The organism is Chryseobacterium sp. DZ-32 (genome assembly GCF_059587025.1).
In genome coordinates, this window is the sequence record NZ_JCAIOM010000017.1 from 67825 (window position 1) to 89824 (window position 22000).

The following is a 22000-nucleotide window of genomic DNA, read 5'->3' on the forward strand; positions in this document are numbered from 1 at the left end:
TGATTATCTTTCTTGTTTTCAGATTGATACCCCGAAGATACAAAGATTTATCACATCATTATTTAACCCTTAAAAAACAATCTGTTATCTGGTTTCTATATCTACAATTTGCTTTCCTTCATTACCCAGATAATGAAGAACCAACTTCTCATATACTTTATAACCGTCATCAATATTGGTAAAAATTATAATTCCCTTCCCTGAGCCGGGTATGATGATGGCAATACATTGTGTTCCCTGATCAGCTCCGCCGTGGGATAAGGCATAATCACCGTTTCCAAGGTCGTATATCTCAAACCCCAGTCCAAAATATTTTTGATCTTTTACTTTGACCTGTTTTTTGATCATTTCCTGAAAAACATCCGGTTTCAGATTTTTCTTATTCATGACACTGACCATAAAGTTGCCGTAATCTTCAACCGTAGTATAAAGATCATCAGCCGCATTGGCCGTTTTGTTTTTTTCGGTTGGATAAGGTTTACCATCTTTATCATATCCTATAGCCAATCTTGATTCGTCGGTATTCTGATCCCAGATATAATGGGTATCATTCATCCCGAATGGCTGAAAAACAAGTTCTTTTGCCAGCTGATCCAGTGATTTTCCAAGCTTTTTTTCCAGTGCTTTCCGAAGGTATTCAAAACCTTCTCCTGAGTATTGGTATTTTGTACCGGGATCAAACTGAAAGTTCAGTTTCTTATCTGCATTCATCCATCTCCAGTTCGGAAAACCTGTCTGATGGCTCAGGATCATTCTGGTGGTTAATTTTTGATACCTTGAATCGTTGGCAATATCTGGATCTGTCCAATAGGCATCAAGAGGTTCATCAAGCTTCCATTTCCCAAGACTTACCAATCGTAATGCAACCATTGCCGTAACAGGTTTTGTAAGTGATGCGACATTAAACAAGGCATTATCAGGTGCTGCAATCCCTTTCCTGATCTCACCGAAAACTTTCACCTGCTGCAACTTTCCTCCTTCTATAATTCCTAATCCCAGGGCAGGAATATTATTTTCTTTCAGCCAGCTTTGCATGGAATGATCGTTATCAAACATCGTTTCACTATCGGTAGTCTGCTTCGGATGATGATTAAAACTCAATGAATTTTTAAGCTTCCACTCACCATTTTCCAGTATCCATAAATGGGTAAATTTTGCTTCCCCAACCAGTTTTTCAGCATGATTTACTATCTTCTCATAAAAAAGGTGGTCTCCATTCTGAATGGCAGCGTAGATCTTTCCGTCTTTATACATGGGATAAATTTCTGTGCTTTTATTAATAAGCACTCTTCTTATCTGGTAGGTCTCCGGGGATTTACATAATCCGTTTTTAAAATCAATGATAAATTTTTCCCTGTCCTCAAAACCTCCTTTGTCATGATAAAATTCAAACTTTTCGCTCAACAGATTTTCCATCTGCTTGATGTTGCAGGTATTGTAGCCTACAGAAAAAAACAGGCTGTCTTTCGACATAATGGTTTTATACAGAGAATCTGTTTTCTCTGTTTGTGCCTGCGTGACACTCATGAACAGCATAAAAAAAGGAAGGGTGAACCTTGAAGACTTTGTCATTGTTATTTTTTTGACAAAGATTCGATTTCCTTTTGTTTTTCTGCTAAAAATGAACCCGACAAAAACCCGACAAAGTCCTGACAGGTTTTATATCATACTGAATTTCAGTCTGAAATAGAGTTTTTTATTCTTATCTATCTCAGCTGCATTCCGAAGGATAATAAATACATTGGAGAGAACAATGAGGATCATCAGGATCAGGGTAAACTGCTTTCCGAACTTTAAAAAGATGCCGAGCATAAAGGTAATAGGTGCCATCACTGTCCAGATCATCTGAACGGAAATAATCTGTCTGGCCAGACTGTTTCTCTGCTTCATACTATGCATGAGAATAAGCGGTACAAAAATATTGAGTGGCGGTAAAAGAGTAAATATTAACGAGGAAAGATTAATGATTTTAATGTATGAATAATTGATTGGAGCTTCCCCTTCTTTTACTTCTATTTCAACCTTATCTGTTTCTGAAATTATTTGTGGTTGATCCTGTTGCAATTCAACCTCTTCTATTCCTAAAGCCTGAGCCAGTGCTCTGAGGGTATGTCCTTTAGGTTCTGTTCCCGATTCTATACGTTGAATGGTTCTTACAGAAATTTTTGATTGTTCTGACAGTTCTTCCTGAGTCAGATTTTTTTGTTCTCTTATGGCTTTTAGCTTGGACATTGTTGAGGGTATTCGGAAAATATTTTGGCTAATTTACTGTTTTCATTATTAAAATCTTTTCTTACATCCGCTGATGTTTAAATTATTATTCATATAAAAAATAAGTGTATTTTTATTTAAGAATAACTTTCTATTTTTCAGTCATTTATAAACTTTAACACCAAATCAGTTTATGGAAAATACAATATCCAAATCCGAAGTCAGGAAGAATATTGCTACCTATCTCATTCTTACCCTGCTTTTCTGTCTTCCTGTCTATTATATGTGTATCCGCACCGGAAAACTTGGCGGCGGAATAATCTCTTATGCAACCATTGTCATGTGGTGCCCCGCTATTGCTGCATTTCTTACCTGCCGTATCAGAAATATTCCCATTTCTTCCCTGGGATGGAAATGGGAACCGACAAAATACCAGATTATGGCCTATTGTATTCCTGTTCTTTATAGTTTGGTACCTTACCTCATCATCTGGATCAGCGGTGCCGGCGGCTTTTATAATCATGAATTTGTAGCGGAAATTGGCAAAGGAATGGGCTGGAACCTTTCTGATGGCCTTACGATCATCCTGTATATTATTCTGATGAGTAGTTTTGGTATGGTACGTTCGGTAGGCTCTGCACTGGGAGAAGAGATAGGCTGGCGTGGTCTTCTGACGCCTCAATTGGCCAAGATCAATTCCTATACCGCTACTTCTCTTTGGATGGGTGTAATCTGGTCGATCTACCATTATCCTCTTCTGCTTTTCTCCAATTATAATACAGGCGGCCCCAAATGGCTGGCTCTTACGTGTTTTACGGTGATGATATTTGCCGCTTGTTTCATCTTTACATGGTTAAGATTGAAATCCGGAAGTTTATGGACAGGTGTTATTTTACATGCCAGTCATAATCTTTTTATCCAGTCTATTTTTACACCTCTAACTGCAGATACGGGAAACACGAATTATTATATTGATGAGTTTGGTATTGCGCTGCCTATTGCAACGGCTGTTGTGGCTTATTTCTTCTGGAGGAAGAGGAAAGAATTGCCGGTAGATGAAAACAGAATTTTAAATTGATCATGTGCAATTTTTATATTTAATGTAAACAAAAACAGCATCCTGAATAGTTTCAGGATGCTGTCTCTTAACCTTCAAGCAGTTTTTCGTAGCTTTTACTTCGCTGAGGGACATACCTTTCATATGCTGTTTCTCTTTCTATCCAGTCTGCAGGTTGCAGATAACTCAGAATAATCTTCATATCGTTTTCGCTGAAACCTTCTGAAAAGCTTTCCTTACCTTTTTTAGGTATAGCACTCGGAAGAATGTTATCTTTACGGGAAGGAGCCATTTCGGGACCCGCATATATTTTCTTTCTGGCCTCTCCTTCATCGTTTATTTCTTTTATCTTTTTTTCAAGGTTTTTAATAGTTTGACTTTGCGGACTTTCCCCACTTTCTTTTAACCTTGTAATGTGATCTTCAAATGGTTGCTTCCTTTCCCGGATTTCTTTGTTTATTTCCTGAATCTGATATTGAATAAATTTACCGGATCTTGTAGGAGGTTCTGTCAATACAAGTCTCTCATATCCTGTTGCTTTACCAGTTCCCTTTGTAAAACCATCCCCTTTATCAAACCAGCTGGTCATTCTGTCTCCGCTTTCACTGCCTTTTTCTTCCATATACCGAACCTTATATCCCAGCATAGCCATTACTTCCAGATTACCACTTCTGAAGCCAAGATGTTTTACATTCTTAAAGTGTGTATCAAAATACTCATACAGCTTAAACTGTCCCATACGGGTGTTTCCTCCCCATGCCTTCAGTTCCGGAGAGTTTCCTTTCCAGAATTCCGTAATATTGAAAACTTTTCTGGATGGAGACTTGCTGTTAATCTCCTCAGCTGTTTCATCATATTTCTTTGCTCTTTCTTTCAGATATCCTTTATCCCCGGTAATGATAACGGCATCATACATATCCGCCACCCTGTGCACAATCTGCTTGATTCCCCAATAGCTGGTATCATGTTCTATATGGATATCACCTCCCTTTCCGCTGAAACGGGACCATAAAATCAATAGATTATTACCGCTTGTCGGAATTCCCTGGGTTTCCAGCCATATTCTTATGGCATCATCCTGGCTTCCGTTGATGTCCCATGCGTTTCTTAATGCAGTTCTCATGTTATCAGAAAAGTTGTCGGCGATATACCGTGTGCCTTCTCCTACAGGTTTGTAGTAGTTTCTGATTATTTCTCCTCTTGAGATATTATTATCATAAATTTTCACAAGGGTTACTACCTTTTTTTTAAGTTCACTTGCCAGCCCCGGACTCCGCACTTCTGCAACATTATGAGTATGTATCCTGCTTTCATCTATTCCGGAACTTTTGTAGAATTCTATAATAGATTTGCTGTTATCATAAGGATCTGTCATATTTCTGTCTTTATCCATTGTTGTAGAAATCAACACATGGTATCTTTCATTGTTTATTAATGTGGCGGCAATGGCAAACATGTCTCCTGTTGCGTATCCCGGCTGCACTATGATAAAGGGAATTACTGTTTCTTCGCTGTTCTGATTATTCATAATATAATTTTAATGTTAGAATAGGTTATCAGACAAATTTCAAGGTAAAGCAAGGACTGGTGTAGAGGGGAAGCTCCCATTTTCAGAAACTAGGGGTTTTCCCTTATTTGCGGATGATGTATTCGGGATTCGAGTGTTCGAGTGTTTATCAAATTAAACTTATAGAATTGTTTTTTGGGTTTATCATTTTTAAAATACATTCATTCTATCAAAAATTCACTCATAAGAGAATTCCATTATTTTTTAAAATTCCGTTTTTTCCCTTAATGAAGATTTATTCTGATTGCTGAAATTTGTATCAGACAAAGAGATCAACAATCTCATAGTGAAGACTTAATCAAAAAAGAATATAAAGATTGAGTGAAATGAAAGTCTTTGAAAAAGATATTTGAAATTAAAAACAATAGTAACCCATTAAACCCAGAATATGGCAGAAACAGTAAACACCCAGACTACAGATGCAGTAACGCAGACTAACGTTACGGTACTTGGTGAGTCTCCCGCACAGGCTATGAGTATGCTTTACCAGATGGCCACCCATGCCAGTGGAATTTCCATTCAGAATTCTGTGACAAACCAGCAGAACTTGAACCAGCTCAACCCTGCGATTGTTGCAGATGCCATTAAAATTTTAAAAGGATAATTTAAAACCTTACCATCATGAGTGAAAACAACAGTGAAACCCAACAATCCCAGGCGGCCAATGCTACCACTCCGGCGGAGAAAGCTGTAGTATTTGTGAACAGTGAGGTACTGGCTCCGCCTAAAGCTTCTCCAATGACCGGAGTAACCAAAGTAATGATAGAACAGTCTACAGGAATGATGGTTCAGGATTTACAGTCTTTTTTAAAAGGATTTGAGCAGGTAGGTCTTATTGCATTGAGCAGACTGGCCAATAATCTACTGACCTATGGAACCACTTTCGGGCCGGCGCCGGGGAGTAAAGAAACTTCTGTTCAGATGGCTGAAAATATTCAGGGTCAGGATGCAGGAAAAGGCAATGAAATGATGAAAGACTTATTCAAAATGGTAAGTGATTATGCTGAAGTAAAGGCAAAAATTTCCAATACGATCTATAATGTCAACGCGCTTCCTGTCTCAGAAGCACTTCCTTCTCCCCCATCCTATACGGAAGTTTCCTCTGAAGATGAAGATCCCGAAAAAAAAAACGGGTAGATCCGGTTCCGGAAGAAGTCTCCTCAGAAACAGAAAGTATGAGAAAAAGCTTTATCACGGCTGATCATGGGGGAAAATTAGTATTAAAGTCGGTTAAACTGACACAGCCACTTGTAAAACCGGAGATCAAAGAAGCGGTAATTCCTTCGGTCGAAACTGAAGGTGATCCCAAGAAAAAAACAATAATAGCCCAGCTCATTGAAAAAATTAAAATAAATAAAAGATGAATTATTCCTCAGTAACCAAACCCGCCAAAATTTTAAATCTGGAAAGCTTAGATGATTTAAATGAAAGACTTTATCTGCTCAAAAGCAATGAAATCAGTTATCTGGACACCAAAAGTTCAGAACCTAAAAAGACGGAGCACAATTCGGAACGATTTGTATTTAATCTTCAGACATCAGACATTAATATTCAACCGTCTTTACGACTGGTTAACTGCATCGGCAGAGGAGGCAAAAGGTACAACCATTTTCAGTCTTTTGTAGTGGAACCTAAAGATAAATCGACAGGAATTGCCGTAATCATGGTCAAGCTGGATGATCCAAAAGTATTTTACTGCAATGTAAGAATCCTGCCTCTTACCACCCTGAACGAAATTGCAGTTCCTGATTATGATTCAAAACTTCTCACGATCAATCTTGAAAGATCAAAATGGATACTGAAATCAGATATTACGATTACTCCCTCTAATACGGGTGAAGCTCAGTACTCCGTGCATGATGTAGATGTAAGTGCCATTTCCGAACTGGTTACCCAGGATGAGATGGTTGCCTTAAAAAGAGAACTGGAATTTCAGGCCTCCAAGCTCATCGCCCATTATTTTCAGGAAATCCTGAGTATCATAGTAAATGAAGTTCCATCCGGCAGTAAATCTCTGATTATTCCGGATGATTATATCCTGACCCTTCCTCCGCATCAGTTAAAAGAAATGCTGACTGCCAGCGCTATCTCTGCATGTATTGCTTTAGAAATTACAGGTTATAACGTTGTTAAAGACCTCAACCGGGATTGGAAATCTGCGTCTGCATTTATTAACTATCTGCTGTAACAAGACATTTTTATTCTTTACAATAGTATAAAACAATAAATATGCGTAAAAGAATCCGCAGGAAAGCTCCTGCTCCCCAACCTCCGGTATCTGTAACGGAACCTGAGATGGTGGAAAAAGAAATCATGCCTTTTGTTTTAAGACATGAAGATGAAATTATCAGTTATATCAGGGACAAAGCTGTCAAAGAGACCATGAAGTCGCTTGCACCTCTCCTGGAAAAACTGGAAGAAGCCGTAAAACAGCACGAAGCGGCTCCTGCTCCTCTTGCTGCTCCACCACCGCCTGAAACCCCTGTCATGAATTATGAAGAACAGCTGAAAAAGCTGCAGGAAGCCTCTACAGCAAAGGTAAAGGAGAAAGAACTTAAAATAATGGAGCGGATGAATAAGCTGAATACAAGATTGGGTAATATCAAACCTTAGAACCACCAAAACGAATTAATATGAACGAAATTGATACAATCGTTACCGGAATGTCTACCGCAGTACCTCAGGCTATTTCCGCACAGGTAAGCGCACATTCCACCGGACAGATGCAAATCAATTCTGCATTGAATCAGCAACGGAATGCTATGACCGGGATCAGCCATTATGTGATGGGATTAAAAAAAATGAGTTCCAAAAATATAAAAATAAAGGAATTGGAGTCATTTAGAAAACAGTGTTTCTAATTCCTGTTCCACACAACTACGGATGCGGTTTATTTCTCTGCAAAGATGAAATCCGGTGCCCTCAGCATATATACAATCAGGTCAACATTTATTTTTGCACCGCCTTTCAGATGCTGTCAATGTACAAAAACAATCATTCAGAATCCATCGTTAGCCCAAAGGAATCCGGCATTGACGGCATACCTGCAACAGGAATTTATTTTTAAGACAGATATTAAAAATAAGACCGCATCCTTTTTAGAAAAAATATGCTTTAAACTCGCGCAGATTTTACAGACAGGGGTTTCAGCCATTGTATTCAGAGCCACCCTTCAGAGCCAATTTATTCATAACCTGTCTATACCAATGTTTTTGAAACGCATTGATCTGCAGGATCTGTGGTGAGTTTAAAACCCAGATATAAACTAGTTTACTTCAATAATTTATTAACCGAGATCCGATCTCAAAAAAAACAATTACAATTATGCCAGTTAATGAACAAATCACAGACGCAGTAACACAATCGAACGTAAAAGTAGTAGGAGAATCTCCTGCAATGGCGCTAGCCAACGTGTATCAATCTGCAGCCCATTCTACAGGAATCATGTTTGAAAATGCGGTAAACACGCAAAATCAGCAGAATATTTTAGGCCAGGCGGCAACCACTCAGGGAATCCTGCAGATCTATAGCCTGGACACTGTAGCAGACGCAGTATCTATGGCTAAGATTCTTAAGCCTTAATTTTTAAACTTTTTGATAAAAGTAATCACCTCAGCCGGAAAGCCCGGTTGTTTTTTAACCCAATAAATCATCATCATTATGCCAGTTAATGAACAAATCACAGACGCGGTAACGCAGTCTAACGTAAAAGTAGTGGCAGAATCTCCTGCAATGGCGTTAAGTAATGTGTATCAATCTGCTGCACATTCTACAGGAATTATGTTTGAAAATGCGACCAACGCTCAAAATCAGCATAATATTGTTACCCAGGCAGCCACTACACAGGGTGTAACTCAAATCTACAGCAAAGATACCATCGCTGATGCTCTTTCTATTGCTAAAATTCTTAAACCTTAATCAGATTTTGCCTACCGCAGAATAAATTACCCACCGGAAAACCCGGTAATTTTAATCAAAATAAACAATAATCATTATGCCAGTAAACGAAAAAATCACAGACGCAGTAACGCAATCCAACGTAAAAGTAGTAGCAGAATCTCCTGCAATGGCTCTAAGTAACGTATATCAGTCAGCAGCACATTCTACAGGAATTATGTTTGAAAATGCAATCAACACTCAAAACCAGCAAAATATTGTTACCCAGGCAGCGACTACACAGGGAGTAACTCAAATCTACAGTCTGGATACGATAGCCGATGCGGTTTCTATTGCTAAAATCCTTACTCCGTAATCACTTTTTACGAACCTATTATAATCAATTATCCGAACAGCCGGAAACTCCGGTTGTTTTTTAACCTCAATAAACAATAATCATTATGCCAGTAAACGAACAAATCACAGACGCGGTAACGCAATCCAACGTAAAAGTAGTAGCAGAATCTCCTGCCATGGCGATGGCCAACGTATACCAATCAGCAGCACATTCTACGGGAATTCTTTTTGAAAATGCAGTGAATACCCAGAACCAGCAAAACATTGTTACTCAGGCGGCGACTACACAGGGTATTGCACAGATCTACAGCCTGGATACTGTGGCTGATGCAGTTTCAATCGCTAAAATCCTTAATCCTTAATTCGTTTTTGCGAATAGCTTAAATACCATTATCCGAACAACCGGAAATTCCGGTTGTTTTTAACCCAAATAAACAATAATCATTATGCCAGTAAACGAACAAATCACAGACGCGGTAACGCAATCCAACGTAAAAGTAGTAGCAGAATCTCCTGCAATGGCACTAGCCAACGTGTATCAATCTGCAGCACATTCTACAGGAATTATGTTTGAAAATGCAGTGAATGCACAAAACCAGCAGAACATCTTAGGTCAGGCAGCCACTACACAGGGCGTTATCCAGATCTACAGCCTTGACACTGTGGCAGATGCAGTTTCTATTGCTAAAATATTACATCCTAAATTATAGTGTTTTTTTAGATTTCTTGTGATCAGGGAGTACTTTGAAGTGCTCCCTGATTCTTTTTGGATCAGACTATTTATCGAACAATATAATTTCATCCGGATCTATTACCTTATTCTGTACGGCATAAATAACAAGTCCGGCCATATTTTTCACGCCGGTTTTAATCATGAGATTAGTCTTGTGGGTTTCTACTGTTTTGGGTGAAATAAACAGAGAATCTGCAATTTCTTTGGTACTCAGCTGCTGGCAGACTAGTCTTAAAACATCAATTTCCCTGTCTGTCAGTTCATTTTTGGAGAACGCGTGAAACTCCGGAAGCTTATTGGAAAGCTGGGTTCTCATGACATTAATCTGGTCATTGGAAAAATAATGTCCGGTATGATGAACTGTCTTGATTACGGATAATAATTCTTCGAGTTCAATTTCTTTGGGTAAAAAAGCATGAGCACCCATTTTCAGCATCTGCCCCATGAATGAGCGGCGGTAGAAGCTGGTAAGAACAATGATTTTTGTTTCACTTTCTTTTTGAGCCAGTTCGGCCATTACTTCAAGACCGTCACCGTTGCTCATTCTCAGATCCAGAATCAGGATATCTAAAGAAACAGAATCCTTTTCTTTAAGAAACTGATATCCTCCCGTTGAGGTAAGTACAACTTGATAATCTCCATTGTTTTCAATATAATTTTTCAAAAGCTGTACAAACAGCAGATCATCATCTACAATTCCGATTTTAATTTTTGAGTGTTCCATGTTTATTTTTTATTGTATTGCCATACAAGCAATGAATTTTGTGCCTTTTTCAGGCTGGGTTTTAAGTTTATAGATGGCTTTAATTTTTTGAGCTCTGGACTGAATATTCTTCAGCCCGATCCCTCCTGACTGGTTTTCAATAGCGAACCCACGGCCGTTATCCTCTATGGTTAATATTAAATAGTTCAGAGAGATTCTCAGTGAGACATCTACTCTGGTAGCTTCAGCATGTTTTAAAATATTGGTGATCAGTTCCTGAACAATTCTGAAAAGATTTAGTTTTACAGGGTTGCTGATCGGGGTTCTGATCGTCATATGACTAAAAGCGACCTCTATATTTTTATTGATCTGATCAAGATAATCTGCAATTAAATCTTCCAGTTCTATCTCATCGAGATCAGGCGGCGTAAGATTATGAGATAACTCCCGGATCAGCTGCATCGATTTCTTTAAATCACGATTCAATTCTTCCGGTTTTTTATCATTGATATTCAAACGGATAAGATTCAATTGTGAGATAATATTATCATGAAGTTCTTCTGCCAGCCTTTCTCTGTCCTGTTCCTGTACCAGCAGCATATTTTCCCGATATTCTTTTTGGGTGTTCCGGACCAGCTTTGAGACTTTCTGTTTATTTTTCTTTATACTTTTCAAGTAATTAATTACCAATAACGTAATGAATAATGTTGTTAAAAAAAACAGCCCAATACCAATCCAAATCCATAGAACTATCTGATCCTGATTTTCCCAACGCCCCATCCCAGATTAATAAAAGCAAGATAAAAAGACAATAGCAGAATGCCTCTAAAAAGCCAGACAGGAGCTACCCAGTTCAGATGATTGCTGATTAAGAAATTAAAGGTAGTGGAGATGATACATTCTATAGAGAAAAACAGAAAAACGATGATGTTCACAATAAACAGATCTCTGTTTACCCTACCTTCCCTGATAATTTTCATAAAATAAGAGGCCGCATAACTACAAATAATAATACTGGTGATAATGTTGAAATAAAAAGTAACCTTTGTATCATTCTGAACATACAGCACATTGGTAATCAGCACCAGTACAGCATAACAGTAAATCATCCACCTTAATTGACGGGAAAGCCGGATATAATAATTGCTGTAAATCACAGTAAGGATCATCAAACCAAAAAACTGGCTCAATATATAATTATAGATATTGAGTGTATTTAATTTCATCAGCCGGCCTGTTAAATCCGACAACTCCAGCATCAGTTCCCCCGAGAGAAGTATAATCACAGGAAGTTTTGTTTTGATCTCTTCCTTTATCAATACAACCAATCCGGTACATAGGACGAGATTAATTATAATTTGCAGATACAGGGATAAGCTGTTATACGACAACACTGGTACTTTGCTTCAGAAGTTGATAATCATTAAGAGTATCAATAATCGTAAAGGGAGGTCTTGGGGTGGAATAATTTTCAGCAGTCTCGCTCATATGATTGATGGCAAGACTTTTCACGGTAATGATTTCAATATGATAAGGGAAGTCGGGATCTTTCTTCTCCAGATCATCAGTAAGTCCGAAGAAGCTGGTACAGGTCTGTCCTGTGGTAATTCCAATATTCTCATAATCTGAAAACGGAATGGAAATCAACTGGAAGATATCCGCCGTTTTCTGAGCTTCTATCCACGATGTTCCGAACATATTCCATCTGAAATTCCGGTTAATGGCTGATTCAGAAGTAATCGGGGGAACGTCTGCCACTATATCATTACTGCTTTCTATTTTTGATTCACTGAACTCGCGTAAGAAGTCTTTCGTCAGGATGGTATTGAAATCAGCATCTTTATCACTTTTGGAATCGATCAGGAAAAATTTCAGCTGCCCTTCATGAATGCCTACATAGGCGTGAATCATTTTGGGTTCGGTGGTTCCTAAATTTCTTTTCCATTGTTCAATGTCTTCACCTGAAACGCTGAAGTGAGTTCCCTGATTCAAATAATTCAAAATTTCTGCTCCATTGGTATCAATTCCATTTTTGTAAGAATCAATAAGATTTTTCCATTTTCTGATAGCTTCAAAGATGTTTTCAGTAGTCATGATAATATTTATTTGTGAATGATAATTATTTTATGCGTTGAAATTTACAAAAAAAAGAGACTGGTATTTCTTTTTAAATCACATTCAGGTGGAAAATAAAATTTAATTGAATAAAAATGAATTTTTCTTCTGTCCCTGATAAAATTAAACAGGAAACACCTCTTATCTTTGCACCGGAAACCTTCTCATTTAAATAAGAACTGTCATGATTCCATTCCACGAGCTACTATTTTTCATACTGGCTGCACTCATTTTAGTCATCAGCCCCGGTCCTAATATGATTTATCTGATATCAAAGTCGATAACACAAGGGAAAAAGTCCGGATTTATCTCATTAGCCGGAGTCGTATGTGGATTTTTATTCCATATCATCATGGTTTCATTTGGTCTTACCGCTGTTTTACTGGCTGTTCCACTCGCTTATACCGTTCTTAAAACCCTGGGAACAGTCTATCTTTTATATCTTGCTTATCAGGCTATCAAGCCCAAAAGCAGAAATATTTTTGATGTTGATAAAAATGGTGCTCATGATAGTCCCAAAAAGCTTTTCACCATTGGTTTTTTAACGAATGTACTGAATCCGAAAGTGGCTGTGTTTTACCTGTCTTTCTTTCCTCAGTTCATCAAACCCGAGTATGGTTCGATATTTACCCAAAGTCTGGAACTAGGGATCATTCAGGTTCTGATCAGCTTCAGCATCAACTTTATCATTGTATTAACAGCTGCAAAAGTTGCTGTATTCTTTTCCAATAATCCGGTGTGGATAAAGGTCCAGAAATGGTTTATGGCCAGCGTATTAACTTATTTAGCCATAAAAATGGCATTTTCAAAAGCAAAATAAAATCCGGAACAGGTTTCCTTCTGTTCCGAATTCCGGTGTATATTCATATAAAATCTGACTTAAAGAAAGCATCATGATTATGCACCGCGAATTTGAGATTAAAATCCGGGATGTAAAACCGTGAAAATACGTAATTTTGCTGTTCCGTATTATCCTCATCACAACAGGTTTAAAGATGAAACAGACCATTCCCACCTATGATTTAAATGGTATCACCCACCATCAGTTCCATATCAAAAGGATGGATAAACAGCCTTATGATTCTGGGGATATTCTTCTGGGCAAAGGTATACACCGGGACAGTCATTATATTTTCACCTGTATGGAGAGCGGTCATGTGAGAATGATGGTTGACTTTAAAACTATTGAAGCCAAAGAATCCACTATTTTCTGTGTATTGCCGGGACAGGTACATCAGGGACTTCTTATGAAAGAGGTCTGCGGATGGTTTGTAGCAGTAAAAGCAGAACTTGTTCCGGATACAGTTCGTTCTTTTTTTGATGAATCTTTGGGTGAAATACAGCCGCTGTCTGTGGATAAGAACCTTGTCAAAAACCTCAATACGACAGCCGGCCTACTTCATTTCTCATATACAAACGAAATGCTTTCCACTAAAGAAGGATTTCTCATTGTTCAATCACTGCTTAATGCCTTTCTCGGAATGTTTGCCCAGTTGTATTCTCAGAAAAATACTTCTCCGGCTTCAGAGGAAAACCGTGCTTTACAATTAACCCGTGCATTCAGGGCTCTTATTCGGAAAAATTTCAAAACCATGAAAAGTCCATCAGAATATGCAGAAATTTTGAACATTACAAGAGGATATTTAACGGAAACGGTTCGTGAGGTCACAGGAAAGCCTGCACAACACTGGATTCATCAGGAAATTTTAATCGAAGCCAAAAGATTGCTGGTCTTTACCAATCTGAGTGTAAAAGAAGTAGCTTATGAACTGGGATACAGTGATCATACCTATTTCAGCCGTTTATTTTCCAAACTTGAAGATCAATCTCCATCAGAATTCAGAGGACGGCATCAATAAGATCATCAACCACGAATAATCCAATTAATTCCCCGAAACCGCTATCGGTATTTTCTGATTTTGCAACGTCCTTTGCAATAAAAATGATTTATGCCGAGCCTACCAAAATGGATCAATGACACCGTAGAAAATGTCTGGTCCTCAAAATTCAAAGAATGCACCGTTAACCATATAGAACAGATCACCAATGATCTTCGACTGATACGCTTTGAAACAGAATTAGAGAATGTTCCTTATGAACCTGCCTATGCCATTGGAATAAGAATCAACGACAGGGATTTCAGGAATTATTCTCCTTTTAATTTTAACAAAGAAGCAGGAACTTTCGATATTTTGTTTCATTTGCATGACATGTCTGCTGCAGGAAGTCATTTTGTAACCCAACTGAGAGAAGGAGATTCCATAAAACTTTTAATGCCCAGAGGAAAACAATTCTTTACTCCCGGTGCCCGGATTCATTTTTCTCTGGGAGATGAAACATCATTGGGAAGTTCTCTTTCGATCAAGGAAGCGGTGGAGGAATCGGGTTCTTTGTTCATTTGTCTTCATGAGCTTGATGATTGTTCTGCTCTTGAAAAGCTTAATTTATATGGCTATCACTGTCCTAAAAACAATACCATGAGAATGATTGAAGCTTTGAATGATTTTCTGCAAGAAGAAAAAGAATCCATCTCTGATGATGAGGTTATTTTTTATATCACAGGAAACGGAGGACGAATGTCTCTGATCAGGAAATTCCTTAAAGCCAGAGGTGTTTCCCCGAAGTGCATCAAATCACAAGCCTACTGGATTGAAGGGAAAAAAGGACTGTAAAAATGGATCAACAAAAGTGTTTCTACTTTAATAATGAAACTTTATCTGCTAATAAAACACCATTATTACCAGATAAAGTTATCATTTTCCGTTACCCAAAAAATAAGGTGCAAATTATTTATACTTCTTTCCTAATTCCCTCACCTTACTAAGCCATTGAGACCGTTGCTCCTCTTTAGAATTCCTGATAATACCTACATAAGTCACTTTCACCGGTTTTACCCCACAGTATTCAAGTATGGATTTTTTAAGCTGATTGACACTGGGTCTGCCAAAAAACAGACGGTAATACCATCCAGGTTGGTCTAATGTGGTAATAATGTGGGCTGTTTTACCTTTTAAAAGCTTGTCCCACCACACAGAATTTTCACGATATTTATAGGCCATTCCCGGTAAAAAAAGACGGTCTATAAATCCTTTCATCAAGGCAGGAAATCCTCCCCACCAAACCGGATGTACCCAAACGAGATGATCTGCCCACTGAATAATTTCCCAGGCTTTGATCAGATCCGGCTCAAGCTCCATTCTTTTCTGATATCCAAACTGTAAATTGAGATTAAAGTTGAGATCCCGTATTACAATTTCCCGCACTTCTGCTCCTGCTTCTGAGGCTCCCAACCTGTAAGCTTCTGTTACCCCAAAATTGAAAGAATCTTTATTGGGATGCCCGTTGATAATGGCTATTTTTTTCATGATTTCACATTAATATTGATAGAATCGTAGGCATTAAGCTGTGCCATTAATGATAAAGGCTCATGCAGCTGATGGCTGAAATACACCTTGTTTTCATGAGGATTTCTCAGCAGTTCTTCGGTGTGCAGAACAGCAGATAAAGCGGTTAATTCTGCTTGTCCTTTTTCACTCTGCAAACTCAGTTTCTTTTGTCCTGAATGATCATCAACTACAATTTCAAAGACCGCCTGATCTCCGTTTCCACTGGACCCAAAAATCATTTTTCTTTCTTTTAAAGACAAAATATTGTAGATTCTGAGATATTGAAATGCTCCCAGCAGCCAGGTAATGAATTTTGAATTGTAGGTCATCTTCACAGTCACATCGGAAATTCTTTCTACTTTGTTGAAAATATACAGATCCGGCACATCAAAATTATAGGCACTTCTATACCCAATTCCAAAAGAGAAATTGAAGGTTTCCGTATCAAGAAAATGCCGTATTGAAACGGGTTTGTCGTTCTTATAATGAACAAAAGGAACGGCTACATTTTCTGCCATAAAGTGAGCTGAACTTTCCCCTGCAAGATCCTTTACGGAATAATAGACAAAGAGTTTTACTTCATTAATATCTCCTGAGTCTGAAAGAATATTAGCCAACCCCGGGACAATCCCGCCCATCCATCCTGAGCTGAAGACAATTCTGCTGTTGATGTCTGATTTTCTGGCAATATCATAAGCTTTCACCAAAGCCGGAGTAGGCTTGGTAATATCCAGATAATCTATTTGATGATCAATGGCAAAACGAAGTACATGATCTTCTTTATCATTCACAGAAAGAATGATGAGTTGTATTTTTTTCTCAATGATCACTTTAAAAGAGGAAGGATCTGTGACATCGATTTTCAGGTCTTTGTCTGTTTTCCCCCCTTTTCTTCCTCCGATGAAAACAGTAAGATGAGGATTTCTTGATTTCAGAATACGGGAAATTGTTTTACCTACCAACCCATTTCCTCCAATTATAAGAATATTTTGCTCCATAACTTTTTTTGACAAAAGTAGAGTGCTGCTGTTTCAATAAGCAGGACAAATGTCTAAAAAGAAATTTCCTTTCTGATACGGCTCAGGTGACGTTGGGTAATGCCAAGGTAGGAAGCCAGATACTGCAATGGAATGTTTTGAATATAATCAGGATGATTCTTTAATAATGTTTCATACCGCTGGCCGGCACTGTCTCTCTGGAGCTGGAAAAACCGTGTTTCAAGTTCAAGATATTCCTGCTCTGCAATAATCTTTAAAAATTTCGTCCAGTTTACACTATTTTTTACCAGTTCATCTACCGCTTCTTTTTTAATGATAATCACCTCAGCATTGGTAATAGCCTGCATACTTTCTTTGCTTGGGCATCCGGAAACAAATGACGAATAGGCAGCGATCATATGATTGGGAAACCTGAAGCAATATGTCATATCTTTTCCCTCGTCAGAAGTATAAAAAGAACGGAAAATACCAGACTTCACCAAGCCTACTTCCTTACAAAGCTCTCCTTCCTGTATGAAATAATCATTTTTATTGATAAGTCTGAACTCAGAAAACTTCAGAAATTCTTCAATTTCATCTTCTGAAAACAGATTAAAGCTTCGAAAATAGTCACGTTCCATGATATCAAATAAGTTTCAGCGAAAATAAATAAAATACTTCTTTGTAAACGCAGCATTTTCATTTTTATAAAATTCTGTTTTAAGAAAGCAAACACGGAGACTATCTCAAAAGTGAAATAATTTGGCTTTTGTCATTGACTATGTCGAATCTTCGACTTCTGACGAAGGAAAAATCTCATTAATAATCAGAATCGTGAGATTCTTCACTACATTCCTGAACTGCGTTCGCAGACTTTCAGTCTGTGTTCAGAATGACACTTTTAGACTTGGGATAGCCTCTTTTTAAAGAAGGAATAGTCATACAAATTTCAATTGAAAACAAAAAAAATCATCTCAGGACGAGATGATCTACCGTTTTGAATTTACTTGAGTTATTTATGAAGATATGAATGATGTTTTGTTGTAACAAAGATAGGTGAACCTTATTTTTTATGCATCAGTGGAATCCCTAAAATTATATCCGTAAAAATACGGTTGTATAAAAAGAAAAGCCCTGAAGGAAATACCTTACAGGACTTTTGGATTATCTAACAATATCCAGTTTAATGTTTATCATTCAAGGTTTAAAGTGATGATTGACACCTGATTTCACCTTTGAATGTTTATTAAAGAGGGCTTACCAGTTGCAGGAACCATTCTTTAACTTCTCCATCCAGGTGTGGAGCAAGCTTTTCTTCACAAGTTTTATGGTAACCATTCAGCCATGCGATTTCGCTTTCTGAAAGGATTTCTTTTACCACAGTATCTTTGAAGAACGGGCAGAATGTTAATGTTTCAAATTCATAGAATGTTCCGTGAATTGTTTTCTCTGCTTCTTTTACTGCAATCAGGTTTTCATGACGAATTCCATAGTGTCCTTCAAGATAGTATCCGGGTTCATTTGAACAAACCATTCCCGGAAGAAGTTCCTGAGGATTCAGATCTTTTCTGATGTTTTGCGGTCCTTCGTGTACATTCATAAAGCTTCCTACTCCATGTCCTGTTCCGTGGTTGAAATCTTTACCTTCCATCCATAGCGGAAGTCTTGCAATAGCATCAAGATGTACTCCTTTTGTACCTTTCGGGAATTTCACCATAGATAAACGGATCAATCCCTGTAGCACCAATGTTGAATTTCTTTTAAACTCTTCCGAAGGGGTTCCTAAGGCAAAAGTCCTCGTAATATCTGTAGTTCCTTCAAGGTACTGGCCTCCTGAATCTACCAGGATTGTGTCCGCGTTCGTTACTTCTTTGCTTCCTTCTTTTTTAGCAGAATAGTGCATGATAGCACCGTTATCTTTATATCCAACGATAGAACCAAAGCTTTCTCCCACAAAGTTTTCACCTTCTGCACGGAATCCTCTCAGTTTCTGCCCGATAGAATATTCATTCATGGCTTCTTTTCCTGCATTGTGCGTTAGCCAGTAAAGGAATTTCACCATTGCTACTCCGTCTCTTACCATTACTGTTCTGAAACCATTCAGCTCAGCTTCGTTTTTCTGAGCTTTCATCAGATTGCCGGGAACCGGAGCTTTGATAAACTGATTGTCTGATTTTAATGTTTCAAAAATCTGTTGGTTGCTGTTCGGAGAAACCAAAACTTTTTCGTTTTTGAAAGTTTTCAGATAATTGTAGAATTCTTCGTAAGGCATCATTTTTACAAAGGAATCATCCATTTGTTTTCTTGCAGCCACTTCCATTTTCTCTAATCCTGTGAACAGAACAGCATCATTTTTAGTAATCACAATGTATCCTAAGAATACAGGATTGCTTTCTACATCACTTCCTCTCAGGTTCAGTGTCCATGCCACATCATCAAGACTTGAGATAATGTGTACGGTAGCTTCCTGCTCTTCCATTTTCTGACGGATCGCAGCAATTTTATCGGATACTGATTTACCGGCTCTTTCAACCGGATGAACAAAGATAGGATTAGCAGATGGAGTTCCTCTGTCTTTCCATACTTCTTTTAAAAGCGGAATATCTGACAGCGTAATATTTTTGGAGTTGAGTTTTTGAGAAAGCAGTTCCCAGTTGGCATGAGAGGCTGCAACAGCATTTACCGCCACTTTACCGCCTGAAGGAATTTCTGAAATAATCCAGTCGATATAATTGGGAGTTCCTTCCATTCCATCTTTGAAGAGATCAATTCCGGAACCATCCAGCTCTATAGCAGCTTGTGTAAAGTATCTTCCGTCTGTCCAAAGTCCGCCTTTATCTTTGGTAATTACCACAAAACCGGCAGAACCTAAGAAGCCGGAAAGCCAGGCTCTCTCCTGCCATTCTTCGGGAAGGTATTCGCTCATATGCGGATCTGCAGAATATACTATAAATGCATCAACATTATTTTTCTGCATTTCTTCACGAAGCGCAGCAACTTTTTCCTTTGAAGTCATTCTTTTTATTTTTAACCACCGAAAGTTACAAAAAATTTGATGTCTGAAGGTAAATCTACCGGCTATTTTGCTTAATAATTCTTTATTCTTAAAGTGTTCTGAAAAAAACTAAACAACTAAATATATTTAACAAAACAAACCATTTTTAAGTAAAAAAAACTACCACATTATCAAAATAATAAATTTTTGGAAAGATTATTGCTACATTTTATTGCATGAAACAGCAAAACTACAATAACCACAGGAAATTTTATCCGCCACATCATTTTATTTATCTTCCATTGCTTATGATATTGGAGATTTTAGGAATTTACAAAATCTGGGATGACCCCGGAAATCAGCTGATCTGGATACTGTTTTCTGTCGTGATTTTTTTGCTTTTTTATCTGGCACTGATGACAAGGCAGCATTATGCGCTGGGACTTCAAAACCGGTTGGTTATACTGGAATTTAAACAGCGTTATTTCGAAATTTTCAATAAAAGGTCTGATGAAACTGCTGAAAAACTGAAATTCGATCAGATTGCTGCATTGAGATTTACGTATGATGATGAATTCAAAGAGCTTTTATACAGAGCACTTCATGAAAACATCTCAGGAGACGAAATTAAAAGGTCTATCAAAAAATGGAGAGCTGACCGACTCAGAATTTAACACACCTACAAAATATATACCTATGAAAAAATGGAGCTTTTATAGTATTATACTGTTAAGTATACTGACATTAACAAGTTGTGAAGCCGTAGAAACAATTTTTAAGGCAGGAATGTGGTGGGGAATAATCTTAGTCTGTGTGATAGTAGGGATTATTTTACTGATTTTTTCGAGGGGTAAAAACTCTTAACCATGTTTTATGGAGAAGAATACAGATTTGGAAATCATTTCTCACCTTAAGCCTTCAAAAATTGTTAAAATAATGAAGGATCCGGAAGCTTCTGCAAAGGCGGTACATCTCGTATATACCACCGATGCGGAAACCGCCGGAATTACCCGTAAGAAAACCGGGAAGAAATACTCCTATTATAAAGACGGAGAAAAAATAAAGGATAAAGACGAAATTACCCGGATCAATAAACTGGTGATTCCGCCTGCGTGGGAAAATGTATGGATCTGTGCTCTTGACAATGGCCATCTTCAGGCCACGGGTTTCGATGTAAAAAAAAGAAAACAGTACCGCTACCACCCTCTGTGGAGTGCTTTAAGAAATCATACAAAATTTTACAGAATGCTTCAGTTCGGATATGCATTACCGGACATCCGTCTGCATATAGAACAGGATCTTGCCCTGAGAAATTTTGAGAAACGAAAAATCCTTGCCTTAATTGTAAGCCTTATGCAAAGAACCAATATCCGTATCGGGAATAACGTATATGAAAAATTATACGGTTCTTTTGGTCTGACCACATTAATGGATAAACATGTAAAGGTAAAAGGACAAAAAATTTCTTTTTCTTTTAAAGGGAAGAAAGGTGTCATGCATCAAATCGACCTCAGGAGTCCAAGGTTGGCAAGGCTTATTCAGAAATGCAAGGATATTCCCGGGAAAGAGCTTTTTCAGTATTTTGATGATGAAGGAAACCGCCATTCCGTCGATTCCGGGATGGTGAACGACTATATTAAAGAGATCAGTGGTGAAGATTTTACCGCTAAGGATTTCAGAACATGGTCCGGAACCGTAAGTGCTCTGATCGCTTTTAAAGAGATCGGATATGCGGAAAATGACACTGAATATAAAAAGAAGGTAAAAGAAGCCCTGGATATCGTGGCAGAAAACCTGGGAAATACATCGGCTGTCTGCAAAAAGTATTATGTTCATCCTTTAGTCATTAACCTTTATGAGAATAATAGTATCAAAAAATATCTTGATGAACTGGAAGTGATAGAAGAAAATGACGGAAAAGCCGATCTTACAAAAGAAGAAAGACTGGTGCTGAAGATTCTGGAAAATGAAAAGATGTAAGGGAGACCAATCAATAGTGAATGGTGAATTTGCTTCGCAGTGA

At 37.9% G+C, this 22000-nt stretch carries 28 protein-coding genes; 17 read left to right on the forward strand and 11 right to left on the reverse strand.

All coding sequences use genetic code 11. From position 1 onward, the window contains the following. Positions 1 to 84: 84 nt before the first annotated feature. Complete coding sequence (locus AC59HC_RS17785; RefSeq protein ID WP_202839080.1) at positions 85 to 1572, reverse strand: serine hydrolase domain-containing protein; 1488 nt, start codon at positions 1570 to 1572, stop codon at positions 85 to 87. 87 nt (positions 1573 to 1659) lie between these two features. Then, positions 1660 to 2232, reverse strand: a complete 573-nt coding sequence (locus tag AC59HC_RS17790) for a helix-turn-helix domain-containing protein (RefSeq protein WP_496559092.1) — start codon at positions 2230 to 2232, stop codon at positions 1660 to 1662. 172 nt (positions 2233 to 2404) lie between these two features. Between AC59HC_RS17790 and AC59HC_RS17795 the strand changes: the two genes are divergently transcribed. Next, positions 2405 to 3289 carry a CPBP family intramembrane glutamic endopeptidase gene (locus AC59HC_RS17795; protein ID WP_496559093.1) on the forward strand — a complete coding sequence of 295 codons (885 nt, stop codon included), beginning with the start codon at positions 2405 to 2407 and terminating at the stop codon, positions 3287 to 3289. 67 nt (positions 3290 to 3356) lie between these two features. Here AC59HC_RS17795 and AC59HC_RS17800 read toward each other — a convergent pair whose 3' ends face one another. Next, positions 3357 to 4796, reverse strand: coding sequence for a hypothetical protein (locus AC59HC_RS17800; RefSeq protein ID WP_429813431.1), 1440 nt, complete (start codon positions 4794 to 4796; stop codon positions 3357 to 3359). A gap of 427 nt (positions 4797 to 5223) precedes the next feature. Here AC59HC_RS17800 and AC59HC_RS17805 point away from each other — a divergent pair, with 427 nt between their 5' ends. The 11 genes from AC59HC_RS17805 to AC59HC_RS17855 all read left to right on the forward strand — a co-directional run bounded on the left by AC59HC_RS17805 (position 5224) and on the right by AC59HC_RS17855 (position 9778). Continuing rightward, positions 5224 to 5439: a RebB family R body protein gene (locus AC59HC_RS17805; protein ID WP_034697211.1), complete on the forward strand. Its 216-nt coding sequence runs from the start codon at positions 5224 to 5226 to the stop codon at positions 5437 to 5439. Positions 5440 to 5456: 17 nt separating this feature from the next. Further along, the gene (locus AC59HC_RS17810) at positions 5457 to 5972 is read left to right on the forward strand and encodes a hypothetical protein (RefSeq protein WP_227941898.1); all 516 of its coding nucleotides are present in this window, start codon (positions 5457 to 5459) and stop codon (positions 5970 to 5972) included. Positions 5973 to 6010: 38 nt separating this feature from the next. Further along, positions 6011 to 6199, forward strand: coding sequence for a hypothetical protein (locus AC59HC_RS17815; protein WP_227941899.1), 189 nt, complete (start codon positions 6011 to 6013; stop codon positions 6197 to 6199). After that, a complete protein-coding gene (locus tag AC59HC_RS17820; protein WP_227941900.1) occupies positions 6196 to 7023 on the forward strand; it encodes a hypothetical protein in 828 nt (275 codons plus the stop codon). The genes AC59HC_RS17815 and AC59HC_RS17820 overlap by 4 nt, the downstream gene beginning before the upstream one ends. A 41-nt stretch (positions 7024 to 7064) precedes the next feature. Then, the gene (locus AC59HC_RS17825; RefSeq protein ID WP_496559094.1) at positions 7065 to 7448 is read left to right on the forward strand and encodes a hypothetical protein; all 384 of its coding nucleotides are present in this window, start codon (positions 7065 to 7067) and stop codon (positions 7446 to 7448) included. A 20-nt stretch (positions 7449 to 7468) separates the two neighbouring features. Then, on the forward strand, positions 7469 to 7696 hold the full coding sequence (locus tag AC59HC_RS17830; RefSeq protein ID WP_496559095.1) for a hypothetical protein: 228 nt from the start codon (positions 7469 to 7471) through the stop codon (positions 7694 to 7696). 463 nt (positions 7697 to 8159) lie between these two features. After that, positions 8160 to 8417, forward strand: a complete 258-nt coding sequence (locus tag AC59HC_RS17835) for a RebB family R body protein (protein WP_110011409.1) — start codon at positions 8160 to 8162, stop codon at positions 8415 to 8417. A gap of 78 nt (positions 8418 to 8495) precedes the next feature. Continuing rightward, the gene (locus AC59HC_RS17840) at positions 8496 to 8753 is read left to right on the forward strand and encodes a RebB family R body protein (RefSeq protein ID WP_034697223.1); all 258 of its coding nucleotides are present in this window, start codon (positions 8496 to 8498) and stop codon (positions 8751 to 8753) included. Positions 8754 to 8829: 76 nt separating this feature from the next. Next, positions 8830 to 9087, forward strand: coding sequence for a RebB family R body protein (locus tag AC59HC_RS17845; RefSeq protein ID WP_034697225.1), 258 nt, complete (start codon positions 8830 to 8832; stop codon positions 9085 to 9087). An 85-nt stretch (positions 9088 to 9172) separates the two neighbouring features. Then, the gene (locus AC59HC_RS17850; protein WP_034697227.1) at positions 9173 to 9430 is read left to right on the forward strand and encodes a RebB family R body protein; all 258 of its coding nucleotides are present in this window, start codon (positions 9173 to 9175) and stop codon (positions 9428 to 9430) included. A gap of 84 nt (positions 9431 to 9514) precedes the next feature. Then, positions 9515 to 9778 carry a RebB family R body protein gene (locus AC59HC_RS17855; RefSeq protein ID WP_496559096.1) on the forward strand — a complete coding sequence of 88 codons (264 nt, stop codon included), beginning with the start codon at positions 9515 to 9517 and terminating at the stop codon, positions 9776 to 9778. A 66-nt stretch (positions 9779 to 9844) separates the two neighbouring features. On the opposite strand, the gene AC59HC_RS17860 is transcribed toward AC59HC_RS17855, so the two are convergent. The 4 genes from AC59HC_RS17860 to AC59HC_RS17875 all read right to left on the reverse strand — a co-directional run bounded on the left by AC59HC_RS17860 (position 9845) and on the right by AC59HC_RS17875 (position 12598). Further along, complete coding sequence (locus tag AC59HC_RS17860; protein WP_429813422.1) at positions 9845 to 10525, reverse strand: response regulator; 681 nt, start codon at positions 10523 to 10525, stop codon at positions 9845 to 9847. Positions 10526 to 10534: 9 nt separating this feature from the next. Continuing rightward, complete coding sequence (locus AC59HC_RS17865) at positions 10535 to 11179, reverse strand: sensor histidine kinase (protein WP_496559097.1); 645 nt, start codon at positions 11177 to 11179, stop codon at positions 10535 to 10537. A 74-nt stretch (positions 11180 to 11253) separates the two neighbouring features. Then, a complete protein-coding gene (locus tag AC59HC_RS17870) occupies positions 11254 to 11790 on the reverse strand; it encodes a hypothetical protein (RefSeq protein WP_343641967.1) in 537 nt (178 codons plus the stop codon). A gap of 94 nt (positions 11791 to 11884) precedes the next feature. Continuing rightward, positions 11885 to 12598, reverse strand: a complete 714-nt coding sequence (locus AC59HC_RS17875; protein WP_343641969.1) for a hypothetical protein — start codon at positions 12596 to 12598, stop codon at positions 11885 to 11887. 205 nt (positions 12599 to 12803) lie between these two features. Between AC59HC_RS17875 and AC59HC_RS17880 the strand changes: the two genes are divergently transcribed. The 3 genes from AC59HC_RS17880 to AC59HC_RS17890 all read left to right on the forward strand — a co-directional run bounded on the left by AC59HC_RS17880 (position 12804) and on the right by AC59HC_RS17890 (position 15291). Then, positions 12804 to 13439: a LysE family translocator gene (locus tag AC59HC_RS17880; RefSeq protein WP_343641971.1), complete on the forward strand. Its 636-nt coding sequence runs from the start codon at positions 12804 to 12806 to the stop codon at positions 13437 to 13439. Positions 13440 to 13614: 175 nt separating this feature from the next. Beyond that, the gene (locus AC59HC_RS17885) at positions 13615 to 14478 is read left to right on the forward strand and encodes a helix-turn-helix domain-containing protein (RefSeq protein ID WP_343641973.1); all 864 of its coding nucleotides are present in this window, start codon (positions 13615 to 13617) and stop codon (positions 14476 to 14478) included. 90 nt (positions 14479 to 14568) lie between these two features. After that, positions 14569 to 15291, forward strand: coding sequence for a siderophore-interacting protein (locus AC59HC_RS17890; protein WP_343641975.1), 723 nt, complete (start codon positions 14569 to 14571; stop codon positions 15289 to 15291). A 114-nt stretch (positions 15292 to 15405) separates the two neighbouring features. Here AC59HC_RS17890 and AC59HC_RS17895 read toward each other — a convergent pair whose 3' ends face one another. From AC59HC_RS17895 to AC59HC_RS17910, 4 genes are all read right to left on the reverse strand, one after another. Then, positions 15406 to 15984, reverse strand: coding sequence for an NAD(P)H-dependent oxidoreductase (locus tag AC59HC_RS17895; protein ID WP_411413978.1), 579 nt, complete (start codon positions 15982 to 15984; stop codon positions 15406 to 15408). Continuing rightward, positions 15981 to 17003 carry a saccharopine dehydrogenase gene (locus AC59HC_RS17900; RefSeq protein WP_433631661.1) on the reverse strand — a complete coding sequence of 341 codons (1023 nt, stop codon included), beginning with the start codon at positions 17001 to 17003 and terminating at the stop codon, positions 15981 to 15983. Before AC59HC_RS17900 ends, AC59HC_RS17895 begins: the two co-directional genes overlap by 4 nt. 53 nt (positions 17004 to 17056) lie before the next feature. Next, on the reverse strand, positions 17057 to 17623 hold the full coding sequence (locus tag AC59HC_RS17905; RefSeq protein ID WP_062674624.1) for a Crp/Fnr family transcriptional regulator: 567 nt from the start codon (positions 17621 to 17623) through the stop codon (positions 17057 to 17059). 605 nt (positions 17624 to 18228) lie between these two features. After that, positions 18229 to 19998 carry an aminopeptidase P family protein gene (locus AC59HC_RS17910; RefSeq protein WP_496559098.1) on the reverse strand — a complete coding sequence of 590 codons (1770 nt, stop codon included), beginning with the start codon at positions 19996 to 19998 and terminating at the stop codon, positions 18229 to 18231. A 215-nt stretch (positions 19999 to 20213) separates the two neighbouring features. Between AC59HC_RS17910 and AC59HC_RS17915 the strand changes: the two genes are divergently transcribed. Together AC59HC_RS17915 and AC59HC_RS17920 are read left to right on the forward strand one after the other, a co-directional pair. Further along, entirely contained in the window at positions 20214 to 20651 is a 438-nt protein-coding gene (locus tag AC59HC_RS17915) for a DUF6526 family protein (protein ID WP_110011422.1), read from the forward strand. 199 nt (positions 20652 to 20850) lie between these two features. After that, on the forward strand, positions 20851 to 21957 hold the full coding sequence (locus AC59HC_RS17920; RefSeq protein WP_496559099.1) for a DNA topoisomerase IB: 1107 nt from the start codon (positions 20851 to 20853) through the stop codon (positions 21955 to 21957). Positions 21958 to 22000 lie beyond the last annotated feature (43 nt).